The sequence below is a fragment of the Saccharothrix australiensis genome, from assembly GCF_003634935.1.
Taxonomy (GTDB): Bacteria; Actinomycetota; Actinomycetes; order Mycobacteriales; family Pseudonocardiaceae; genus Actinosynnema; species Actinosynnema australiense.
On sequence record NZ_RBXO01000001.1, the window covers coordinates 6864882 to 6885645 of the forward strand.

Genomic DNA, 20764 nt, shown 5'->3' on the forward strand with positions numbered 1-20764 from the left:
CACCGCGCCGACCAGGGGACCTGGGCGGGGGTGCGTCGGGGACCTCCGCGATCCGCGCGCGTCCCACGGCCCGCGTTCCCGCGACCCCCCGGCGGCCGTGCCGGAAAGCCGGAAAAGCCCGGAGGCCGCCTCGGTCCGAGGCGGCCTCCGGGTGCGTGCGGTGCTGCGGGCGGTCAGGCCCCCGTGCGGACGTTGGAGCTGACCAGCGCGGCCAGGCGGTCGCCCACCGCGTAGGTCGCGCCGGGCGACGCGTGGTCCCTCGTCGCCAGGTCGAAGGCCACCGACGCCTCGATGCGGCGCGCCGCCTCCTGCTCGCCGAGGTGGTCGAGCATCAGGGCGACGGACAGCACGGCCGCCGTCGGGTCCGCGATGCCCTGCCCGGCGATGTCCGGCGCGCTGCCGTGCACCGGCTCGAACATGCTCGGGTTGCGGCGGGTCACGTCCAGGTTGCCGCTGGCCGCCAGCCCGATGCCGCCGGTCACGGCCGCCGCCAGGTCGGTCAGGATGTCGCCGAACAGGTTGTCGGTGACGATCACGTCGTACCGGGCCGGGTCGGTGACCAGGTGGATCGTCGCGGCGTCCACGTGCTGGTAGGCGACCGTCACGTCCGGGTGCTGGAGCGAGACCTCCTCCACCACCCGCGACCACAGCGAACCGGCGTGGGTCAGCACGTTGGTCTTGTGCACCAGCGTCAGGTGCCTGCGCGGCCGGTTGGCCGCCCGCGCGAACGCGTCGCGCACCACCCGCTCCACGCCGAAGCTGGTGTTGATGCTCACCTCGGTCGCGATCTCGTGCGGGGTGTCCTTGCGCAGGAGGCCGCCGTTGCCCGCGTACAGGCCCTCGGTGCCCTCCCGCACGACCACCATGTCGATCTCCGGCGGGTCGGCGATCGGGCTGCGCACGCCCGGGTACAGCCGGGCCGGGCGCAGGTTCACGTGGTGGTCCAGTTCGAACCGCAGGCGGAGCAGGAGGCCGCGTTCCAGGATGCCGCTGGGGACCGAGGGGTCGCCGACCGCACCGAGGAGGATGGCGTCGTGCTGGCGCAGCTCGCCCAGCACCGACTCCGGCAAGAGCTCACCTGTGGCGTGCCAGCGCGCCGCGCCGAGGTCGTAGCGGGTGATCTCCGCCGCCGGGACGACCTCACCGAGCACCTTCAGGGCCTCGGCGACGACCTCGGGCCCGATCCCGTCTCCTGGGATCACTGCGAGCCGCATCCACACACCTCCCAGGTATCAGTCCCATTGCGCGGGACTAGTTTCCTTTGCGAAAGGCTACCGGTCGCCGACCCGATCGCCGCACCCGGAACACCCTTCAGTGGCCATGTCTCCCGGACTGCGGGACACCCGAACGGTTCAGTGCCGCCGAATGGCGGTCACCCGATGCGCTTAAACGGCTCTGGCCGGCCGGGGTAGCCCCCGACCGGCCAGAGTGGCGTACGGCGTCAGTCCCCGGAACGACCGCCCCGGTTCGCCTTCACCTTGACCACGTCCGCCCGGTCACCGGTGGCGTTGTGGTGGTGGAGCACCAGCAGGCTGTCCGCGCCGTCGGCGGCCTGGGCCGCCGCGTCCCGGTTGACCACCAGCGCGGTGCCGGGGCGGGCCACGTAGGACAGCGCGGCGTCGCCGCCGCCCTGCACCCACAGGCCGGGCTTGAGCGGGTCGAACGACGACGGCGCGTCGATCGCGTCGATCAGGCCGTTCGTCGCGCCCGGCGCGACGTAGAAGCCGGACACGCCCGTCGTGTACGAGATGCGCGCCGTGTCGCCGGCCGGGTCGATCCCCAGCGCGGTCAGCAGCACCGGCAGGACGACCACGTTGGTGTCGGACACGTTGGTGTCCACGTCGCCGAACTGGCCGTTGACGGCCTGGACGTCGACCGTCGCGCCGGTGGCGAGGTTCACCGTGGTGGCCACCAGCAGGTCGGTGTCGGTCAGCTTGTTCGCGTACACCTCGAAGTCGGGCTTGCCGTCGCCCGTGGTGTCGATGTCGACGAACGGGATGGTGTTCTTGCCGAGGCTGTACCAGTTGCCCCAGGTCGCGATGCCGAACGCGAGCAGCGCGCTCTGCGGCTCGCCCTGGGCCTTGGCCAGCGGCGCGGTGGACGTGACGCCCACGTACCGGAGGTCGCCGCCCTTGGCGGTGTCGTTGAGCGTGCAGTCGGTCGTCACGTTGCGGCGGCACTCGCGCAGCTTCGGCGAGGACTTCTGCAGCTCCAGCACGCTGACGAGCGACCTGTACGCGCCCTGGTTGACGCCCCGGCCGGTCAGGTTGAGCACCGACTGGGCCGCGTCGCCGCGGAAGGTCACGCGGTCCGGCGTGGTGATGTCCGCCACCGGCTTGGGCGCGGAGTACACCGGTACGCGCAGGGCGACCGTCGAGCCGTTCCGCGGGGTGAGCACGACCCGGCCCGACGCGTCGGCCAGGAACTGGCGCGGCGTGCCGAGGTGCAGCGGCTCCACCGTCGGGTCGACGGTCTTGCGCAGCGCGGCCGGGTTGTCGATCCTCAGCGTCACCTTGACCTTCGCGACGCCGCGCGGGCTGAGGCGCACGGTGCTCTGCGACAGCTCGTAGCGGACGCCGGGGATCTCGGTCAGCGCCTGGTAGTCGACGGCGTAGTCGACCCACTTCGTGGACTTGTTGACCACCTTGATGGTCTTGGCGACCGCCACGGGCCGGGCGACCTCGACGACGCCGAAGGACGCGCTGACCGCGCCCGGGTCGTCCTGCACGTAGGCCAGCACCTGGTTGTCCAGCGCCGCCTTGCCGTCGATGCGGCCCGAGCCGACGCGGTTGGGCGCGTAGGTCTTCCCGCCCGCCTTCACGTCGGCCGACGCGCTGTTCATGATCGCGGCCTTGACCTCTTCCGGCGTCCAGTCCGGGTGGGCCTGGCGGACCAGCGCGGCGATGCCCGTGGTGTGCGGCGCGGCCATCGACGTGCCGCTGAGCACCGAGGTCTTGTTGCCCGAGCCGACCGACGCCGAGGCGATGGTGTCACCGGGCGCGGCGACGTCGGGCTTCACGACCGGGCCGCGCACGCCGCGCGAGGTGAACGTGCTCGGCGTGTCGGCGATGGACTGGTCCCTGGTCGGGAACACGGTCCGCAGGTCGCCCGCGAGGCGGACGGCGAGCGTGCCCGCCGCCAGGGCCGGGCGCAGCGCGGCGGTGGCGCCGCCGGTCAGCTGGATGACCGGGATGGCGGCGTTGCCCGAGATGCCCGCGCCGAAGTGCTCCAGGGTGGAGCTGAACACCGCGCCGGCCGCGCCCGCGGCGGTCACGTTGTTCGCCCGCGCGACCGAGCCGCAGCGCCGGCTCGCGTCGTTGTCGTCCCACTCCAGCCAGGCGATGTTGCCCCGCACGGCGGCCTGGTCGGCGGCCGACAGCGGGAGGCAGCCGTCCTTGTTGGCCGGGTCGCCCAGCGGCACGACCCGTCCCGTCACGGACTTGCCCTCGTAGTCGTAGCTCTGGCTGTACTGGCCGGGCTTGCGGCCCGCGGCGTCCGCGGGCGCGGTCACCTCGGCCGCGTCGCGCAGCACGTACGCGTCGCGGGTGGACGCCACGGTCAGCGCCTCGGGGGTGCTGCCCGGCGAGCCGCCGATGTCGTACAGGTCGCCGCCGTTGCCCGCGGAGAACACGGTCACCACGCCGGAGGCGTTGAGCTTGCGCACGAACAGCGAGTCGGGGTCGTCCGGCGCGCCGTAGTCGGAGCCCAGGGACAGGTTGACCACGTCGAGGTGGTCGGAGAAGTCGCCGTCGCCGTCCGGGTCGAGCGACCAGTCCAGCGCCTGCGCGGTGACGTTGGTCGAGCCGTCGCAGCCGAACACCTTCAGCGCGTACAGCAGGGCCTTCGGCGCGGTGCCGGGACCGATGCGCATCGCGTCGAGCGCGTCCGGGGTGAGCTTGGTGTAGTCGCCCTTGAAGGTGGAGCCGTCGGCGTTGACGCCGAAGCCCGCCGAGGTGCCGGCGACGTGCGAGCCGTGGCCGTTGCAGTCGATCGGGTTCGGGTCGGGCTTGGGGGTGTTGACCGCCGGGTCGGCGCTCGCGCCGTCGTAGGCGTTGCCCACGAAGTCGTAGCCGCCGACGACCTTGGCGGTCGGGAAGTAGGAGGGGTCGACCTTGGTCTCGTCGATCGCCCGGAACGCCTCGACCGTGCCCGGTCCGCCGAAGTCGGCGTGCGTGTAGTCGATGCCGGTGTCGATGATGCCGACGCGGGTGTCCTCGCCGAGCCTGCCGTACTGCTGCCACGCCTTGAGCGTGTTGGTCAGCTGCACGGCGGACGAGTTCTGCCGCGACTTCGGCACGACCGTCCGCACCGACTTGACGTCGCCGCGCCCGGCCAGTTCCCGCACCTTCGCGGCGTCGGCCGTGACGACCACGCCGGGCACGCCGTTGGCGGTGCGATACACCTCCGCGGTCGCGGAGTCCTTGCCCTTCAGGTCGCCCACCACGGCGTCGACGACCTTGGCGGTCTCGTCCCTGGTGGCCTTCGCGGCGGCCTTGGCCTGCTGCTTGGTCGCGCCCCGGCCGGTCTGCTCGGCGTAGGCGTCGACGGCCGGCTTGGCCTCCAGCTCCACGAACGCGGTGACCTTGCCCTGCGCGGCGGACAGCCGCTTGCCCACCTTGGGCTGCAACGCGCCCGCGTCCAGCCCGCGCGCGGCGGCGACGGACGGCGCCAACCGGTCTTCCGCGCCCAGCGCGGTGCCCGCGGTGGCGCCCGCGACGAGCATCGCGGTCACCACCGGTACGGCTGATCTGGCGAATACGCGAGATCGGCTCACAACGTGCCCCTACCGAGGCCGGATTCGACCCGGCGGGCAGCGCCGCAACAGTCCGGTAGGGGGAGCTGCCCACGTGGTGCCGTGCCCTCTACGGCACCGGGTCGACCTCGTGGGTGGAACCTAATCCGTTGGCCGAGCTGATCAATTAGTCCGAACGAGTGACGACGCCCACAGATTTGACAATCAACCGTCAACTGTTACGCCGCCGGGACCTGCGACGACATCCTCGGGAAGAGGTCCCGGCGGCACAGCGGGCCGCGCTCAGTCGAAGGTGACCGACCGGGCCGTGCGGGCGCCGACCGCGGCGCCGATCGGGTTCAGCACGGCGGTGTCCACCGGGCGGTCGACGCGCAGCAGCATGAACGCGTCCGCGCCGTCCTTGGTCTGGCTGATCTGCGCGGCCTCGACGTTCACGCCCGCCTCGCCCAGCAGGGTGCCGACGGTGCCCATCACGCCGGGGCGGTCCGGGTACTCCAGCAGCAGCACGTTCCCCTCGGCGCGCAGGTCGAAGCCGCGCCCGTTGACGCCCACGAGCTTCTCCACCTGGTCCAGGCCCGTCAGGGTGCCCGAGACGGTGATCACCGCGCCGTCGGCCTGCACCGCGCGCACCGTGACCAGGCTGCGGTGGTTCGCGCTCTCCGGCTCCTTCACCAGGTCGACGGACACGCCGAGGTTGGCCGCCAGGTTCGGCGCGTTGACGAAGGTGACCTGCTCCTCCACCACGCTGGAGAACACGCCGCGCAGCGCCGCCAGCGGCAGCACCGCCACGTCCTCGTTGGACAGCTCGCCGCGCACCTCGACCGTGACGCTCGTCGGGGCCTTCGCGGACAGCGCCGCGACGACCGCGCCCAGCTTCTGCACCAGCGGCAGGTAGGGGCGGACCTCCTCGCCGACCACGCCGCCGCCCTGCACGTTCACGGCGTCGGGCACGAAGTCGCCCCGCAGCGCGAGCAGCACCGACCGGGCGACGTCCGTGCCCGCGCGGTCCTGCGCCTCGGCGGTGGACGCGCCCAGGTGCGGCGTCACGACCACGTTCGGCAGGCCGAACAGCGGGCTCTCGGTGGTGGGCTCGGTGCTGAACACGTCGATGCCCGCGCCGCCGACCCGGCCCTCCTTGACGGCCTCCGCGAGCGCCTCCTCGTCGACCAGGCCGCCGCGCGCCGCGTTCACGATGATCACGCCCGGCTTGACCTTGGCGAGCTGCTCCGCGCCGATCAGGCCCTTGGTCTCGGGCGTCTTCGGCAGGTGGATGGAGATCGCGTCGGCGCGCTCCAGCAGCTCGTCCAGCGTCACCAGCTCGATGCCGAGCTGGGCGGCGCGCTGCTTGCTCACGTACGGGTCGTAGGCGATCAGCGTGGTGCCGAAGGCGGCCAGGCGCGCGGCGAACAGCTGCCCGATCTTGCCGAGGCCGACGACGCCGATCGTCTTGCCGTTGATCTCGACGCCGTTGAACTTCCCGCGCTTCCACTCGTGGTTCTGGAGGGTGGCGTGCGCGGCCGGGATCCGCCGCGCCGCGGCGAGCAGCAGCGCGACGGCGTGCTCGGCGGCGCTGACGATGTTCGACGTCGGCGCGTTCACCACCATGACGCCGCGCTCGGTGGCCGCGGGCACCTCGACGTTGTCCAGCCCGACGCCCGCGCGGGCGACGACCTTCAGCCGGGTGGTGGCGGCGAACACCTCGCGGTCCACCTTCGTCGCCGAGCGCACCAGCAGCGCGTCGGCGTCGGCCACGGCGGCCAGCAGGGCGGGGCGGTCGGTGCCGTCGACGTGGCGCACCTCGATGCCCTCGCCGAAGACGTCGAGAACGGACGGGGCTAGCTTCTCGGCGATCAGGACAACGGGCTTGGTCACGGACGTGCTCCCGGTGGTGTGCGAGGCGGGTGGGGAGCGCGGGGCCGTCTGAGCGAGTCGATACCCGCGCCGGCCGGCCACGGCGATGTGTCCGGGTGGTGGACGAGCATAGCCGGCGGCGCGGCGCGTCCCGACACCCGGGTGCGCTGTCCCACCTGCTGGTTTCCCGTACGGGTGTCCTACGCCCGTGCGCCGGGTCGGCGGCGGTCAGGGCGACCCGCCGTAGCGGGTGGCGATCGCCGCGGCCCGGTCGCGCAGGGAGGCGCGCAACCACCGCGGCGCCAGGACTTCCGCGTGCGTGGCGAGCTGCCACAGCGCCCACTCGGCGTGCCGCGCGTCCTGGAAGGCCACCTCCAGCCGCAGCCGGCCGTCCGGGTCGGCTCCCTCGGCGTGGACGGCCAGCGCGGTGCCCACCAGGTCCTCCCGCCGCGCCGGGTCCACCAGCGCCAGCACGACGACCTGGTCGCCGCCGGCCCGGAAGCGGGCGCCGCGCTCCCGCCAAGCCCGGTCCAGGTCGACCCGGTCCGGTCGCCGCGCGGGTTCGCCCAGCTCCTCGGCGGCGGAGATCCGGGACAGCCGGTAGGTGCGGTCCGCGCCGGACCGCGTGGCCAGCAGGTAGCCCACGTCGCGCACGGTGACCAGGCCGACCGGGTCGACCGTGCGCCACCGCGGCGCGCCACCCGCCGCCGCGTAGCGGATGCGCAGCCGGCGACCGGCGAACACCGCGCGCCGCACCTCGGCCACGACGGCGTCGGGTACCTCCTCGGCCGCCACGCGACGGGAGAGCAGGTCGGTCTCCGGGTCGATCAGCAGGCGCTCGGCCACGCCGGCCGCGGCGCCCCGGTGGCTCTCGGGCAGCGCGTCGACCACCTTGAGCATGGCGGAGGCGAGCGCCGAGCCGAGGCCGAACGCCTGCGCGCCGCGCCGCGACCCGGCGACCAGCAGGGCGAGGGCCTCGTCGTGGCTCAGCCCGGTCAGCTCGGTCCGGAAACCGGGCAGCAGCGCGAAGCCGCCGTGCCGGCCGCGTTCGGCGTGGACCGGGACGCCGGCCGCGGACAGCGCCTCGATGTCGCGCAGCACGGTCCGGGTGGACACCTCCAGCTCGCGGGCCAGCGTGGTCGCGGACAGCCGGCCCCGCTGGCGCAGCAGCAGCACCAGGGAGACCAGCCGGTCGGCGCGCACGCGGAGAAGTTATCGGAATACCCGACAGGGGGTGTCGTGATTCGTTGGGAGGCTTCCCTTCCGGCACGACGCCGACGATGAGCGGCTGCCGAGCCGACGGGCGTCGTGCTGTCGAGGGACGGATGGAGCTGCGTGGCTGTGGAACGAACGGCGGTCAACCCGTGGTCGTGGTCGGTGGAGCTGGGGTACAACCAGGGCGAGGTCGTGTCCGGGCACACCCGGACCCTGTACTGCTCGGGGCAGACCGCGATGAGCGGCGACGGCGAGCCCCTGCACGCCGGTGACCTGGCGGCGCAGCTGGCGCTGAGCCTGGACAACCTGGAGGCGGTGCTCGGCGAGGCGGACATGTCGCTGGCGAACCTCATCCGGCTCAACGTCTACACCACCGACGTCGACCTGCTCTTCCAGCACTACGGCGTGCTGGGCTCGCGACTGGCCGCCGCCGGGGTCGCGCCGCCCACCACGATGCTCGGGGTGACCCGGCTGGCGATACCTGCCCTGATGGTGGAACTGGAGGGCACCGCCGTCGCGTGACGTGCCTCCGCCGCTCGTGCCGGCCGGAACCGGCGCGAGCGGCGCGGGTCCCGCCGACGACTGACGCCCGGCGCCGATCGGGGTCCGGCCGCGCACCCCGGAACCACCGGCCCGACATGGGACCAGGTGGCGACCCCTGTGGTGCGGAGGAGGTAGGAGGACTGCCGCACGGGCGTGTTCACGTGCGAGGCGGACGGGAATGGGTTCGCGGCCGTCGTCGGGTAGCGGGTCGGCGTGGGGTAGCGGGCCGTCGTCGGGTAGCGGGTTGGTGTCGGGTAGCGGGTCGGCGTGGGGTTGCGGTCGGCGTGGGGTTGCGGACGTCCTCGCGTCGCGGTCGGCGTCGGTCCGGCCGACGGGCTCCCGCGGGTCGGCTCACCAGGGCTCGTCGAACTCCCCGTCCTTGACGCCCAGGATGAACGCCTCCCACTCGGCGGGCGTGAACACCAGCACCGGCCCCTCGGGGTGGGCGGAGTTGCGCATCGCCGTGTAGGTCACGCCGTCGGTGTGCTCGACGAACGCGATCTCGACGTGCTCCTCCTCGTCCTCCGCGCCCTCGTCGCTGCGAATCCACTCCGCCCCGGTGAGGTCGAGGTTGCCCCGCACGTGGGCCTTGTCGTCGTAGATCGGCGCGCTGTCGCTCATGGCCTAGATATACCGGAGCCCGCGGCGTGGGTGAACACCGCGGGCTCCGTCCCGGAAAAGGGCTCAGGCGGTCTCGGTGATCGGCCGGTCGACCCAGGACATCAGGCCGCGCAGCTTCTTCCCGACCTCCTCGATCGGGTGCTGCTCGCCCTCCTGCTGCAACTTCTTGTAGTTGCCGCGGCCGGCGTCGTCCTCGTTCACCCATTCGGTGGCGAACGTGCCGTCCTGGATCTCGCCGAGGATCCTGCGCATCTCCTCCTTCACGGCCGGCGTGATGACGCGCGGGCCGCGGGTGAGGTCGCCGTACTCGGCGGTGTCCGAGATCGAGTACCGCATCCGCGCGATGCCGCCCTCGTACATGAGGTCGACGATCAGCTTCAGCTCGTGCAGGCACTCGAAGTACGCCACCTCGGGCGCGTAGCCCGCCTCGGTGAGCACCTCGAAACCGGCCTGCACCAGCGCCGACGCGCCACCGCACAGCACCGCCTGCTCGCCGAACAGGTCGGTCTCGGTCTCCTCCTTGAACGTCGTCTTGATGACGCCCGCCCGCGTGCCGCCGATGGCCTTGGCGTAGGACAGGGCGAGCGCCTGCGCGGTGCCGGACGCGTCCTGCTCGACCGCGATCAGCGCGGGCACGCCCTTCCCGTCCACGAACTGCCTGCGCACCAGGTGGCCGGGGCCCTTCGGCGCGACCATCGCCACGTCCACGTTGGACGGGACCTGGATCAGGCCGTAGCGGATGTTGAAGCCGTGGCCGAAGAAGACCGCGTCGCCGTCCTTGAGGTTCGGCGCGATGTCCTGCGCGTAGATGTGCCGCTGCGCGGTGTCCGGCGCGAGGATCATGATCAGGTCGGCCTCGGCGGAGACCTCGGCGGGCGTGCCGACGGGCAGGCCCTCGTCCTCGGCCTTGGCCCGCGACTTGGAGCCCTCGGGGAGGCCGATCCGGACGTCGACGCCCGAGTCGCGCAGGCTCAGCGCGTGGGCGTGGCCCTGGCTGCCGTAGCCGATGACCGCGACCTTGCGACCCTGGATGACGCTCAGGTCGGCATCGTCGTCGTAGAAGATCTCGACGCTCACTGGTGGTACTTCCCTTCCTAGTGTCGATCGACGCCGGCCTGCGGTGGGCGGGCGCTCACTCGAACGGATCTCAGCGCACCGCGGTCGCGGTGATGGAGCGGGCGCCGCGGCCGATGGCGACCATGCCCGACTGGACGATCTCGCGGAGCCCGTAGGGCTCCAGCATCCGCAGCAGCGCGTCGAGCTTCTCGGACGTGCCGGTCGCCTCGACCGTGACCGCCTCGGGCGACACGTCGACGACCTTCGCGCGGAACAGCTGCACGGTCTCCAGGACCTGGCTGCGCACGGTCGCGTCGGCGCGGACCTTCACGAGCAGGAGCTGGCGCTGCACGGACGCGGTCGTCTCCAGCTCCACGATCTTGATGACGTTGACGAGCTTGTTGAGCTGCTTGGTGACCTGCTCCAGCGGCAGCTCCTCCACCGACACCACGATGGTCATCCGGGAGATGTCGGGGTGCTCGGTGCGGCCGACGGCGAGCGACTCGATGTTGAAGCCGCGGCGGGAGAACAGGCCCGCCACCCGCGCGAGGACGCCGGGCTTGTCCTCGACCAGAACGCTCAGGGTGTGCCTCGTCATCGTCACTCGTCCTCGTCGAACAGCGGGCGGATGCCCCGCGCGGCCATGATCTCGCTGTTGCCGGTGCCCGCCGCGACCATCGGCCACACCTGGGCGTCCTTGCCGACCACGAAGTCGATCACGACCGGGCGGTCGTCGATCGCCAGCGCCTGCTGGATGACCGCGTCGACCTCCTCGCGCGACTCGGCGCGCAGGCCGGCGCAGCCCATCGCCTCGGCCAGCAGCTTGAAGTCCGGGATGCGGTGCTTGTGCGTGCCCAGGTCGGTGCTGGAGTACCGCTCACCGTAGAACAGGGTCTGCCACTGCCGGACCATGCCCAGGTTGCCGTTGTTGATCACCGCGACCTTGATCGGGATGTTCTCGATGGCGCAGGTGGCGAGTTCCTGGTTGGTCATCTGGAAGCAGCCGTCGCCGTCGATCGCCCACACCTGGACGTCGGGCCTGCCCGCCTTCGCGCCCATCGCCGCGGGCACCGCGAACCCCATCGTGCCCAGCCCGCCGGAGTTGATCCACGTGCGCGGCGACTCGTACTTGACGAACTGCGCCGCCCACATCTGGTGCTGCCCGACGCCGGCCGTGTACAGGGCGTCCGCCGGCGACAGCGCGCCGATGCGCTCGATCACGTACTGCGGGGACAGCGTGCCGTCGTCCGGCCAGTCGTAGCCCAGCGGGAACGTCGTGCGCAGCGCGTCGAGCTGCTCCCACCACGGTGCGAGGTCGACCGCGCGCGCGCCGTTCGCCCGCTCGGCGCGCAGCGCCTCGATCAGCTCGGCGATGATCTCCTTGCAGTCGCCCACGATCGGGACGTCCGCGCGCCGGTTCTTGGAGATCTCCGCCGGATCGATGTCGGCGTGCACGACCCGCGCGTCCGGCGCGAACGTGGACAGCTGCCCGGTCACCCGGTCGTCGAACCGCGCGCCGAGGGCCACCAGCAGGTCGGCCTTCTGCATCGCCGCGACCGCCGCGACCGTGCCGTGCATGCCGGGCATGCCCAGGTGCTGGCGGTGCGAGTCGGGGAACGCGCCGCGGGCCATCAGCGTCGTGACGACCGGGATGCCGGTCGACTCCGCCAGCTCCAGCAGCTCGGGCGAGGCGTCCGCCTTGATCACGCCGCCGCCGACGTAGAGCACGGGCCGCTTGGCCGCCGCGATCAGCTTCGCCGCCTCGCGCACCTGCTTGCCGTGCGGGCGGGTGGTCGGGCGGTAGCCGGGCAGGCGCAGCTCCGGCGGCCAGGAGAACGACGTCATCTCCTGGAGCACGTCCTTGGGTATGTCCACCAGGACCGGGCCGGGGCGGCCGGTCGAGGCCAGGTGGAACGCCTCGGCGATGGCGCGCGGGATGTCCGCCGCGTCCGTGACGAGGAAGTTGTGCTTGGTGATCGGCATCGTGATACCGCAGATGTCGGCTTCCTGGAACGCGTCCGTGCCGATCAGGGGCCGCGACTGCTGGCCGGTGATGGCGACCACGGGCACCGAGTCCATGTTCGCGTCGGCCAAGGGCGTGACCAGGTTCGTCGCGCCGGGGCCGGACGTGGCCATGCACACCCCGACCCGGCCGGTGGCCTGCGCGTACCCCGTCGCGGCGTGCCCCGCGCCCTGCTCGTGGCGCACCAGGACGTGGCGCACCTTCGTGGAGTCGAGCAACGGGTCGTAGGCGGGCAGGATCGTGCCGCCGGGAATGCCGAACACCACCTCGCAGCCGACCGATTCGAGCGAGCGGACGAGGGACTGGGCGCCGGTCACGCGGAGGGGGGCGCCGCTCGGCGGGGCCGGCTTCGGCCGCGGTCCAGGGCGGGGCGACGGCGGCTCGCCGGGAGCCGGTCGCGAGGTTGCGCTGGTCATCTGTCTGCCTCGTGGGTAAAGGAGAATGCACGGTCCGGGCACGAAAAAACCCTCGCCAACCCGGACGGGTGGGACGAGGGTCGCGCGTCGACGCAAGCTCGATAAGCCTAGGCGGCGACGCGCCTGGGAAGTACGAGAACGAGGTTGCGCTGCATGGCGGTGACGTTAACCGTCAACCACGACGGGCGTCAACTCTGCGGGACGGCTCTCCCGGATCGTGGACGCTCGCCGAAGGCCCGCCGGTGGCCCGCCGTGCCTCGGCGGGCGGGGCGGCGGGGGCTGCCGTCACCCGGCCGGTGGAGGAGGTGGCAGCATCCCGTGGTGTGCAGAAGCTCGTGTTCCGGATTCCCGCGCCTGCCCTGATCGCGGCGGCCTCCATCGCCATCTGCGTGACCCCGTTCGCGTGGGCCGCGCCCGGTCTCCAGGCCATCTACCTGCTGCCCGCCGGGTTCGCGTGGTGGGTGCTGCGCAACCGGACCACGGTCGACCCGGAGCGGCTGGTGGCGCGCGGCACGTTCGCCAAGCGGGTGGTCGCGTGGGACGAGGTGAAGGCCATCAAGGTCGTGCCGCGGGGCTGGCTGAGCGCCGTGCTGGCGGACGACACGCAGGTACGCCTGCCCGCCGTCCGGGCGGGTCACCTGCCCGCGATCGCCGCGGTGAGCGGTGGGCGCGTCGCCGACCCGACCGACCGGTCGGACGCGGCACCGGGGGAAACCGAGCAGGCGGGGACCGAGCAGGCGGAACCCGGCCCCGCGCAGCCCGTACCGGCGGGTTCCGCACCGCCGCAGGGCGAACCGACCGGGGCTGGACCTTCGGACGCCGGACCGTCTCAGGCGGAACCGTCCGAGCCGGAACCATCGGGGGCCGACGCGTCGGAGGCCGGTACCGCCCGTCGCGCGGACCGCCCCGAGGCCCGGCCGGAGCCCTGACCGGAACGCAACACCGGCGCACGTAAAATGCCGGAAGTGACGTCGAACACGCAGGCGCGCTGGGTCGTGCCGGTCAGCCTCGCACTGTCCCTCGCCGGGCTCGCCGTGTCGGCCTACCTGACCGTGGCGCACTACTCGAAGGACGCGCTGCTGTGCGCCGAGGGCGCGGTCATCGACTGCGGCACGGTGACCACGAGCGAGCAGTCCGAGTTCTTCGGCATCCCCGTCGCGGTGCTGGGCCTGGCGTTCTTCGCGTTCGTCACCGTGCTGTGCCTGCCGGTCGCGTGGCGTGACCAGCGGCTGCACTGGCCTCGGCTCGCGGCGGTCGGCGTCGGCGTGCTGTTCGTGGTCTACCTCGTGGCCGCCGAGTTCATCCTGATCGGCAAGGTCTGCCTGTGGTGCACCGCCGTGCACGTGATCACACTCGCGCTCGCGGGCGTGCTGGTCGCGGCGGCGCTGCGGCGGAGTAGCCTCTGAGTCACCGCTCCCGGACTCCGGCGCCCACCCCGCGCCTTTCGCGACACCGCTTTTGAGCAGACTCTGGAGGAGCCGTGCCACCGCTCCGTTCCCGCACCACGACCCACGGCCGCAACGCCGCGGGCGCCCGCGCGCTGTGGCGCGCGACCGGCATGACCGACAGCGACTTCGGCAAGCCGATCGTGGCCATCGCCAACTCGTACACGCAGTTCGTGCCGGGCCACGTGCACCTCCGCGATCTCGGCGACATCGTGGCCGAGGCGGTCCGCGAGGCGGGCGGCGTGCCGCGCGAGTTCCACACCATCGCGGTGGACGACGGCATCGCGATGGGCCACGGCGGGATGCTGTACTCGCTGCCGTCGCGCGAGATCATCGCCGACTCGGTCGAGTACATGGTGAACGCGCACCAGGCCGACGCGATCGTCTGCATCTCCAACTGCGACAAGATCACGCCGGGGATGCTGAACGCGGCGATGCGCCTCAACATCCCGGTCGTGTTCGTGTCCGGCGGGCCGATGGAGGCGGGCAAGGCCGTCGTCGTGGACGGGGTCGCGGTCGCGCCGACCGACCTGATCACGGCGATCGCGGCGTCCGCGTCGCCCGACGTCGACGACGCGGGGCTGACCGAGGTCGAGCGCTCGGCGTGCCCGACGTGCGGCTCGTGCTCGGGGATGTTCACGGCCAACTCGATGAACTGCCTCACCGAGGCGCTGGGCCTGGCCCTGCCCGGCAACGGCTCCACCCTGGCGACGCACGCGGCGCGGCGCGAGCTGTTCGCGGAGGCCGGCCGCACCGTGGTCGAGCTGTGCCGCCGCTACTACGGCTCCGACGACGAGTCCGTGCTGCCGCGCTCCATCGCGTCGCGGGCGGCGTTCGAGAACGCGATGGCGCTGGACATGGCGATGGGCGGCTCGACCAACACGGTGCTGCACATCCTCGCCGCCGCGCAGGAGGGCGAGATCGACTTCACGCTCGCCGACATCGACGCGCTGAGCAGGCGCGTGCCGTGCCTGTCGAAGGTGTCGCCTAACTCCGACTACCACATGGAGGACGTGCACCGGGCGGGCGGCATCCCGGCGCTGCTCGGCGAGCTGTGGCGGGCGGGGCTGCTCAACGAGGACGTGCGCTCGGTCCACTCCCCCGACCTGGCGTCGTGGCTGTCGAGGTGGGACGTCCGCGCGGAGGCGCCGTCCGAGGAGGCGGTGGAGCTGTTCCACGCCGCGCCGGGCGGTGTCCGGACGACGCAGGCGTTCTCCACGACCAACCGCTGGTCGAAGCTCGACACGGACGCGGCGGGCGGGTGCATCCGCGATGTCGCGCACGCCTACACCAAGGACGGCGGCCTGGCCGTGCTGCGCGGGAACCTGGCCGAGAACGGGGCGGTGATCAAGGCGGCGGGCATCGACGAGGAGCTGTGGCGCTTCGAGGGGCCGGCGCGGGTCGTGGAGTCGCAGGAGCAGGCCGTGTCGGTGATCCTGAACAAGGAGATCCAGGCGGGTGACGTGCTCGTGGTCCGCTACGAGGGTCCCGCGGGCGGTCCGGGGATGCAGGAGATGCTGCACCCGACCGCGTTCCTGAAGGGCGCCGGGCTGGGCAGGAAGTGCGCGCTGATCACCGATGGCAGGTTCTCGGGCGGGACGTCCGGGTTGTCGATCGGCCACGTGTCGCCGGAGGCGGCGGGCGGCGGGGCGATCGGCCTGGTGGAGGACGGGGACCGGATCCTGATCGACGTGCACGAGCGGCGGTTGGAGCTGCTGGTGCCGGATGAGGTGCTGGCGGAGCGGCGGGCGAAGATGGAGGCGTCGGAGCGGCCTTGGCAGCCGGTGGACCGGGTTCGGCCGGTGACGGCGGCGTTGCGGGCTTATGCTCTGCTGACGACGGACGCGGCAAGGGGCGCGGTGCGCGACGTGAACCGCTGAGCCTTTCCCGGTTCTCGTTTCCGACTTCCCCCTTCCTTTCGCCGACCCGTTCGGGTGCCATTGTGCGGTGCCCGAACGGGTCGCGCATGTGCGGAGGGTGCACTGATCGGGCGTTTCGGTCGACTCCAAGACCACTCGGATGAGTGCTGCGGATTCGGGCACTAATCGGTCGGCGCTTTCGTTGCCGTAAACAAGGAGCGCGGCACGGCGGGCAGACATGCACACCACGGGGGCGCACGACACGGGGCTCACGACGCAAGTTCGACGGTTGGGTTGAGTTCGTTCGGCGGAGAGGCGGACGTTCACGACGGAAAGGCGCAGCGACTCACGACGGTGACTCACGACGGTGAGGACCGAGGCGGACAGGGAACAGCGGACGCGCCAGGGACCAGCGGACGCAGGGCCCAGCGGACACAGGGCGGAGAGCGCAGGGCGGAGAGGCGGAGCGAGGCACGGCGGCGAGGCCCGCACAGGCCACGTCAGCCGAACACGCCACCCCAGCACCCACCTCCCGCCGCCACCAGCCACCAGCGAGCACCTGCGGCGCTGCCGGCCCCCACGCAGCGCACACCACGCAGCAGGTCGGGCGAGCGGACACGCGGCCCGCGTCCCAGCCCGCGTCGCCATCGCTGACCACCCAGCCGCGAGCCGGCCTGCCGACCGCCACCAGGCCCCAGCCCCGGCCTGCCGACGCCCCGGCCTGCCGACCGCCCCCAGCCGACCTGGCAACCGCCACCAGGCCCCCAGCCGGCCTGCCGACCGCCACCAGCCCAGGAAGGCGGGATCAGTCGCGGAAGACGAGCAGGGTCACGGCCGTCGCCCCGGCCGCCAGGAGGAAGCACAGGATGCCCGTCAGCAGCGGGTGGCGGAACCAGCCGCGGTTGTAGTCGATCGCCGCCCGGCCCGGACCCGCGAAGACGAGGGCGAACGCCATCGCCGCGTAGGCCACCTCCTGCTCGACCCCGTTCGGGTTGAGGAAGCGGCGCAGGCCGTCGGGTGGGAAGAGTTGGCCGCCGTACCTGAACGCGATCACGTTGGCCATCACGCCGAGGATGCCCGCCGCCGCGAGCGGCGTGAACAGGCCCAGCACGAGGAGGCCGCCGCCGACCAGTTCGGTGAGCCCGGTGACCCACGCGAGGATTCGTTCCTCGCGGTAGCCCAGGTCGGCCAGGGTGCGCGCGAAACCGTCGATGCCCGGTCCGCCGAGCACGCCGAAGACCTTCTGCGCCCCGTGGCCGAGGAACGCGCCGCCCAGCGCCAGGCGCAGCACCAGCAGGCCCAGGTCGGCGCTGCCCGTCCACCCGAACGGCTTGCGCCGGTCGTCCTCGTCGTAGTGCGCGGCCTCGTCGTACGGCCCGCCGCGGGCACCCGGCGCGAAGTCGTCGACCGGGGTGTAGCCGGAGGTGTCGAAGGTGCTCGTGTCCTTGTCGAACCTGCTCGTGTCCCCGCCGAACGCCCGCGTGCCGTCGTCGAAGTGATGTGCTCCCCCGCCCGCGCCACTCGTCGAAGTCGAATAGAAACCGTCGTCGGAATAGCCGCCCGAAGACCTCGGGCCGTCGTCGTGAGTCGCCACGCACCCGCACGTTAGGAGGTTCGGAGCACGTCCGCGAGCGTCCGTTGTGCGGCCGATATTGACCCGTTCAGGCTAATTTGCCCACTTCATCGGGGTCTGAAAGCGCCGATCGGCCCCGAACCGCGAGTTCCGGGCCGTTCGGCACGCACGGCTCCGGGCGGCCGATCGCGACAGCGGGCGGCCGTCGCGGACCGGTACCGGCCGTCACAGACACAGACACAGACACAGACCGGTACCGACCGTCACAGACCGGTACCGGCCGTCGCAGGTCAGTAGTCGCCCCGCACCAGGTTGTGCGGCTCCTCACCCCGAGCGAACCGCGCCACCTCGGCCGCCACCACGGCATAGGCCCGCGCCGCGTGCCCGGTGCACGACCCGGCCACGTGGGGCGTCAGGAACAGCCCCGGAGCGGTCCACAGTGGATGGTCCTCGGGCAGCGGCTCAGGGTCCGTCACGTCCAGCGCCGCCCGCAACCGCCCCGACACCAGCTCGGCCACCAGCGCGTCGGTGTCCACCACGGCACCGCGCGCCGCGTTGACCAGGATCGCGCCGTCCTTCATCCGCGCCAGGAAATCGGCGTCCACCATCCCCGTCGTCTCGGGCGTCAGCGGCACCACCACCAGCACGATGTCGTACTCGCCGAGCAGGCCCGGCAGCTCGTCCATCCCGTGCACGCCGTCCCGCGCGGTACGCCCCACCAGGGTCGCGGTCGCGTCGAACGGCTCCAGCCGGCGCCGGAACTGCCGCCCCAGGTCACCCGCGCCGACGACGAGCGCCTTCTTCCCCTGCAACGTCTCAGTCAGGTGGTAGTCCCACCGCCGCTCCAGCCGCGCCCGCTCGAACACCGGGAAGTCCCGGTAGATCGCCAGCAGCGCCCCGACCGCCCACTCCGCCGTGCTCCCGCCGTGCGCGCCCCGGCACGTGGAAAGCAGCACCCCGTCGGGCACCGTGCCGATGAACCGCTCCGCGCCCGCGCTCAGCAACTGCACGAGCCGCAGGTTCGGCAGCTTGCCGAAGAAGTCGCGCGGATCGGTGTGCTGGAGGAACTTCGGCACCAGCACCTCGGCGTCGGCCGCCTCGGGCGGCAACTCCTCGTCCACCGAGTACCGGACCGCCCGGACACCCTCCACGTCGGACAGGACAGCGAGGCCAAGGTCGTCGGGGACCAACACGGTAAGCGTCACACCCGCACGCTACGGCACACTGTCGGCCATGCGGGAACATGACGTGTTCTCCAGCGACGGCACGCGCATCAGGCTGTGGCGCACCGACACGGCGGGCCCGGACGTGCTCCTGAGCCCCGGCCTGGGCGCCGCGCCGACCACGTGGCCGGCGCTGCCCGCCGCGCGCGTCCACAGCTGGCACCACCGCGGCACGATGGGGTCGCGACGCCCGGACGACCCGACGCGGATCACGCTGCGGGACCACGTCGCCGACGCGCTGGCCGTGCTGGACGACGGCGGTGTCGAGCGGTGCGTGGTGATGGGCTGGTCGATGGGCGTCACGGTGGCCGCCGGGTTGGCGCTCCGGCACCCGGAGCGGGTGTCGGGGCTGATGCTGGTGGCGGGCGCGCCGGGCGACTCGTTCGGGAGCGCCCTGGGCTTGCCGGGCGTGCCGGAGGGGCTGCGCAGGTTCGTCGGCGTGTCGTCGGCGAGGGCGCTCCGGGTCGCCGGCCCGCTGCTGGACTCAGTGCTGCACCGGGTGCCGGTGCCGGACCTGTCGTCGCCGGCGGTCGGGTCGCTGCGGCGGTTCCTCCAGCACGACTGGGGCTGGTACTTCACGTTGGCGCTCGCGCTGGGCCGCACGCCGCGGCTGGACCTGACGGGCGTGACGTGCCCCACGACGGTGCTGGCCGGCCGGTACGACCTGCTGGCGTCGCCGGACAGCGTGGTCGGGCCGGTGGCGGGGCTGCCGCAGGCGCGGGTGCGGGTGCTGCCGAACACGCACTTCCTGCCGCTGGAGAACCCGCGGGTCGTGGTGGAGGAGCTGGAGCTGCTGCTGGAGCGCGCGGCGGCCGTCGACGAGGCGGTGGAGCGGTCCGCGGACGGCCCGCTCACCTCACGTTCACGGCCGCGCGCCTAGCCTTGGCGCTTGTGTCACGACTCCGTGGGTTGCTGATCGGCTCCGCTGTCGGCCTGCTGGCCGTCGGCTGCGCGAGCTTCCCGGAGCAGCCGGCGCCGTCCGGGTGGAGTCCCGCGCCGCAGCTCACGCCGCAGGCGGGGCCGAAGCCCGAGCTGCCCGGCGAGCTGCCGAAGAGCCCCGGTCAGGGGCAGCAGCCCGGCCAGCAGCCGAGCCCGGTCCCGCCGCCGCAGGGCTGCAAGGACTTCAGCCCGGCCGTGCTGGGCACGTGCTTGTCGCCCGTGTCGGCGGTGGCGTTGACGGACGTGAACCAGTCGACGGGCGTGGCGACGGCGCTGGCGGCCGAGCGGACCACGGGACGGCTGCTCAAGGTCACCAAGGACGTGGACCCGGTGGTGCTGCACACCTTCGAGGTGGACGCCTCGTCGGACGGCGGGCTGACCGGGCTGACGCTGTCGCCGGCGTATCCCGAGGACCAGCTGGCTTACGTCTACGTGACGACGGCCACCGACAACCGCGTGCTGCGGATCGCCCCGAACGACGTGCCGAAGCCGGTGCTGACGGGCATACCGAAGGGGCCGTCGGGCAACCGGGGCGTGCTGTCCTACGACCGGTCGGGTGCCCTGCTGGTGGCGACCGGTGACGCGGGCAACCCGGCGCTGGCCGCCGACGCCGGCTCGTTGGCGGGCAAGGTGCTCCGGATCGACGGCTCGGGCCAGCCCGCGCGCGGCAACCCGGCGGCGGGGTCGCGGGTGCTGGCGTCGGGGCTGCGGTCGCCGGCGGGGTTGTGCGTGTCGGGTGACGGTTCGAAGACGTGGGTGACGGACGCGGGCGCGTCCGCCGACCTGCTGTACCGGGTGGAGTCGGGCAAGCCGCTGGGCAACCCGGCGTGGTCGTGGCCGGACAAGCCCGGTGTGAACGGGTGCGCGTCGCTGTCGAACGCGATGTGGCTGGGCACGGCGAACACGCCCGGCACGCTGGTGATGCCGATGAGCCCGGACGGGAGCTTCACCGGCAAGCCGGAGCCGTACCTGGACAAGGAGGGCGGGTTCGGGCGGCTCGGGGCGCTGGTGGCGATCGACGACAACACCGCGCTGGTCGGCACGGTGAACAAGAACGCCGGTGGCGCCCCGGTGTCCAGCGACGACCGCGTGGCGATCATCGTGCGGCAGCAGGACGCCAACGGCGGGGGCAAGGACTAGCGGCGCAGCGTTGGCAGCCGGCGGTCGGTCCGGTCGGCGGGCGGTCCGGTGGGCGGGCGGTCCGGTCGACGGGTGGTCCGGTCGGCGGTCGAGCGGCCCCGTCCGGC

Annotated in this window: 16 protein-coding genes; 6 read left to right on the forward strand and 10 right to left on the reverse strand. The window is 72.7% G+C overall.

Going from position 1 to position 20764, the window contains the following annotated elements; genetic code table 11:
- Positions 1 to 173: 173 nt before the first annotated feature.
- The 4 genes from C8E97_RS29155 to C8E97_RS29170 all read right to left on the reverse strand — a co-directional run bounded on the left by C8E97_RS29155 (position 174) and on the right by C8E97_RS29170 (position 7807).
- Positions 174 to 1214: a 3-isopropylmalate dehydrogenase gene (locus C8E97_RS29155; protein ID WP_121008620.1), complete on the reverse strand. Its 1041-nt coding sequence runs from the start codon at positions 1212 to 1214 to the stop codon at positions 174 to 176.
- Between the two features lie 227 nt (positions 1215 to 1441).
- The gene (locus C8E97_RS29160) at positions 1442 to 4723 is read right to left on the reverse strand and encodes a S8 family peptidase (protein WP_121012654.1); all 3282 of its coding nucleotides are present in this window, start codon (positions 4721 to 4723) and stop codon (positions 1442 to 1444) included.
- Positions 4724 to 5035: 312 nt separating this feature from the next.
- A complete protein-coding gene (gene serA / locus C8E97_RS29165; RefSeq protein WP_121008622.1) occupies positions 5036 to 6625 on the reverse strand; it encodes a phosphoglycerate dehydrogenase in 1590 nt (529 codons plus the stop codon).
- A 207-nt stretch (positions 6626 to 6832) separates the two neighbouring features.
- Positions 6833 to 7807, reverse strand: coding sequence for a helix-turn-helix transcriptional regulator (locus C8E97_RS29170; protein WP_121008624.1), 975 nt, complete (start codon positions 7805 to 7807; stop codon positions 6833 to 6835).
- A 138-nt stretch (positions 7808 to 7945) separates the two neighbouring features.
- Between C8E97_RS29170 and C8E97_RS29175 the strand changes: the two genes are divergently transcribed.
- Positions 7946 to 8341 (forward strand): RidA family protein, encoded by a 396-nt coding sequence (locus C8E97_RS29175; protein WP_121008626.1) that lies wholly within the window; start codon positions 7946 to 7948, stop codon positions 8339 to 8341.
- 372 nt (positions 8342 to 8713) lie between these two features.
- Here the strand turns inward: C8E97_RS29175 and C8E97_RS29180 are convergent, their stop codons facing one another.
- The 4 genes from C8E97_RS29180 to C8E97_RS29195 form a co-directional block, all read right to left on the reverse strand.
- Positions 8714 to 8983 (reverse strand): DUF397 domain-containing protein, encoded by a 270-nt coding sequence (locus tag C8E97_RS29180; protein WP_121008628.1) that lies wholly within the window; start codon positions 8981 to 8983, stop codon positions 8714 to 8716.
- Positions 8984 to 9046: 63 nt separating this feature from the next.
- Positions 9047 to 10060 (reverse strand): ketol-acid reductoisomerase, encoded by a 1014-nt coding sequence (gene ilvC / locus C8E97_RS29185; RefSeq protein ID WP_121008630.1) that lies wholly within the window; start codon positions 10058 to 10060, stop codon positions 9047 to 9049.
- A 70-nt stretch (positions 10061 to 10130) separates the two neighbouring features.
- Positions 10131 to 10637, reverse strand: a complete 507-nt coding sequence (gene ilvN, locus C8E97_RS29190) for an acetolactate synthase small subunit (RefSeq protein ID WP_121008632.1) — start codon at positions 10635 to 10637, stop codon at positions 10131 to 10133.
- A 2-nt stretch (positions 10638 to 10639) separates the two neighbouring features.
- Complete coding sequence (locus tag C8E97_RS29195; RefSeq protein WP_121008634.1) at positions 10640 to 12478, reverse strand: acetolactate synthase large subunit; 1839 nt, start codon at positions 12476 to 12478, stop codon at positions 10640 to 10642.
- Positions 12479 to 12801: 323 nt separating this feature from the next.
- Here C8E97_RS29195 and C8E97_RS34990 point away from each other — a divergent pair, with 323 nt between their 5' ends.
- From C8E97_RS34990 to ilvD, 3 genes are all read left to right on the forward strand, one after another.
- Positions 12802 to 13407, forward strand: a complete 606-nt coding sequence (locus C8E97_RS34990; RefSeq protein ID WP_170212024.1) for a PH domain-containing protein — start codon at positions 12802 to 12804, stop codon at positions 13405 to 13407.
- Between the two features lie 27 nt (positions 13408 to 13434).
- Entirely contained in the window at positions 13435 to 13884 is a 450-nt protein-coding gene (locus tag C8E97_RS29205) for a vitamin K epoxide reductase family protein (RefSeq protein WP_246019252.1), read from the forward strand.
- 74 nt (positions 13885 to 13958) lie between these two features.
- Positions 13959 to 15803, forward strand: a complete 1845-nt coding sequence (gene ilvD, locus C8E97_RS29210; RefSeq protein WP_121008640.1) for a dihydroxy-acid dehydratase — start codon at positions 13959 to 13961, stop codon at positions 15801 to 15803.
- Between the two features lie 784 nt (positions 15804 to 16587).
- Here ilvD and C8E97_RS29215 read toward each other — a convergent pair.
- The gene (locus C8E97_RS29215; RefSeq protein WP_170212025.1) at positions 16588 to 17376 is read right to left on the reverse strand and encodes a DoxX family protein; all 789 of its coding nucleotides are present in this window, start codon (positions 17374 to 17376) and stop codon (positions 16588 to 16590) included.
- Between the two features lie 269 nt (positions 17377 to 17645).
- The gene (locus C8E97_RS29220; protein ID WP_170212026.1) at positions 17646 to 18560 is read right to left on the reverse strand and encodes a 2-hydroxyacid dehydrogenase; all 915 of its coding nucleotides are present in this window, start codon (positions 18558 to 18560) and stop codon (positions 17646 to 17648) included.
- A 28-nt stretch (positions 18561 to 18588) separates the two neighbouring features.
- Here C8E97_RS29220 and C8E97_RS29225 point away from each other — a divergent pair, with 28 nt between their 5' ends.
- Both C8E97_RS29225 and C8E97_RS29230 read left to right on the forward strand, forming a co-directional pair.
- Positions 18589 to 19458 (forward strand): alpha/beta fold hydrolase, encoded by an 870-nt coding sequence (locus tag C8E97_RS29225; protein ID WP_246019253.1) that lies wholly within the window; start codon positions 18589 to 18591, stop codon positions 19456 to 19458.
- Positions 19459 to 19469: 11 nt separating this feature from the next.
- The gene (locus C8E97_RS29230) at positions 19470 to 20657 is read left to right on the forward strand and encodes a PQQ-dependent sugar dehydrogenase (protein ID WP_121008648.1); all 1188 of its coding nucleotides are present in this window, start codon (positions 19470 to 19472) and stop codon (positions 20655 to 20657) included.
- Positions 20658 to 20764: the final 107 nt, after the last annotated feature.

Coding starts and splice junctions, on each gene's coding strand:
- C8E97_RS29155 (WP_121008620.1), bottom strand. CDS start 1,214: ATGCGGCTCGCAGTGATCCCAGGAGACGGGATCGGGCCCGAGGTCGTC.
- C8E97_RS29160 (WP_121012654.1), bottom strand. CDS start 4,723: ATGCTCGTCGCGGGCGCCACCGCGGGCACCGCGCTGGGCGCGGAAGAC.
- C8E97_RS29180 (WP_121008628.1), bottom strand. CDS start 8,983: ATGAGCGACAGCGCGCCGATCTACGACGACAAGGCCCACGTGCGGGGC.
- ilvN (WP_121008632.1), bottom strand. CDS start 10,637: ATGACGAGGCACACCCTGAGCGTTCTGGTCGAGGACAAGCCCGGCGTC.
- C8E97_RS29195 (WP_121008634.1), bottom strand. CDS start 12,478: ATGACCAGCGCAACCTCGCGACCGGCTCCCGGCGAGCCGCCGTCGCCC.
- C8E97_RS29205 (WP_246019252.1), top strand. CDS start 13,435: ATGCCGGAAGTGACGTCGAACACGCAGGCGCGCTGGGTCGTGCCGGTC.
- C8E97_RS29225 (WP_246019253.1), top strand. CDS start 18,589: ATGCGGGAACATGACGTGTTCTCCAGCGACGGCACGCGCATCAGGCTG.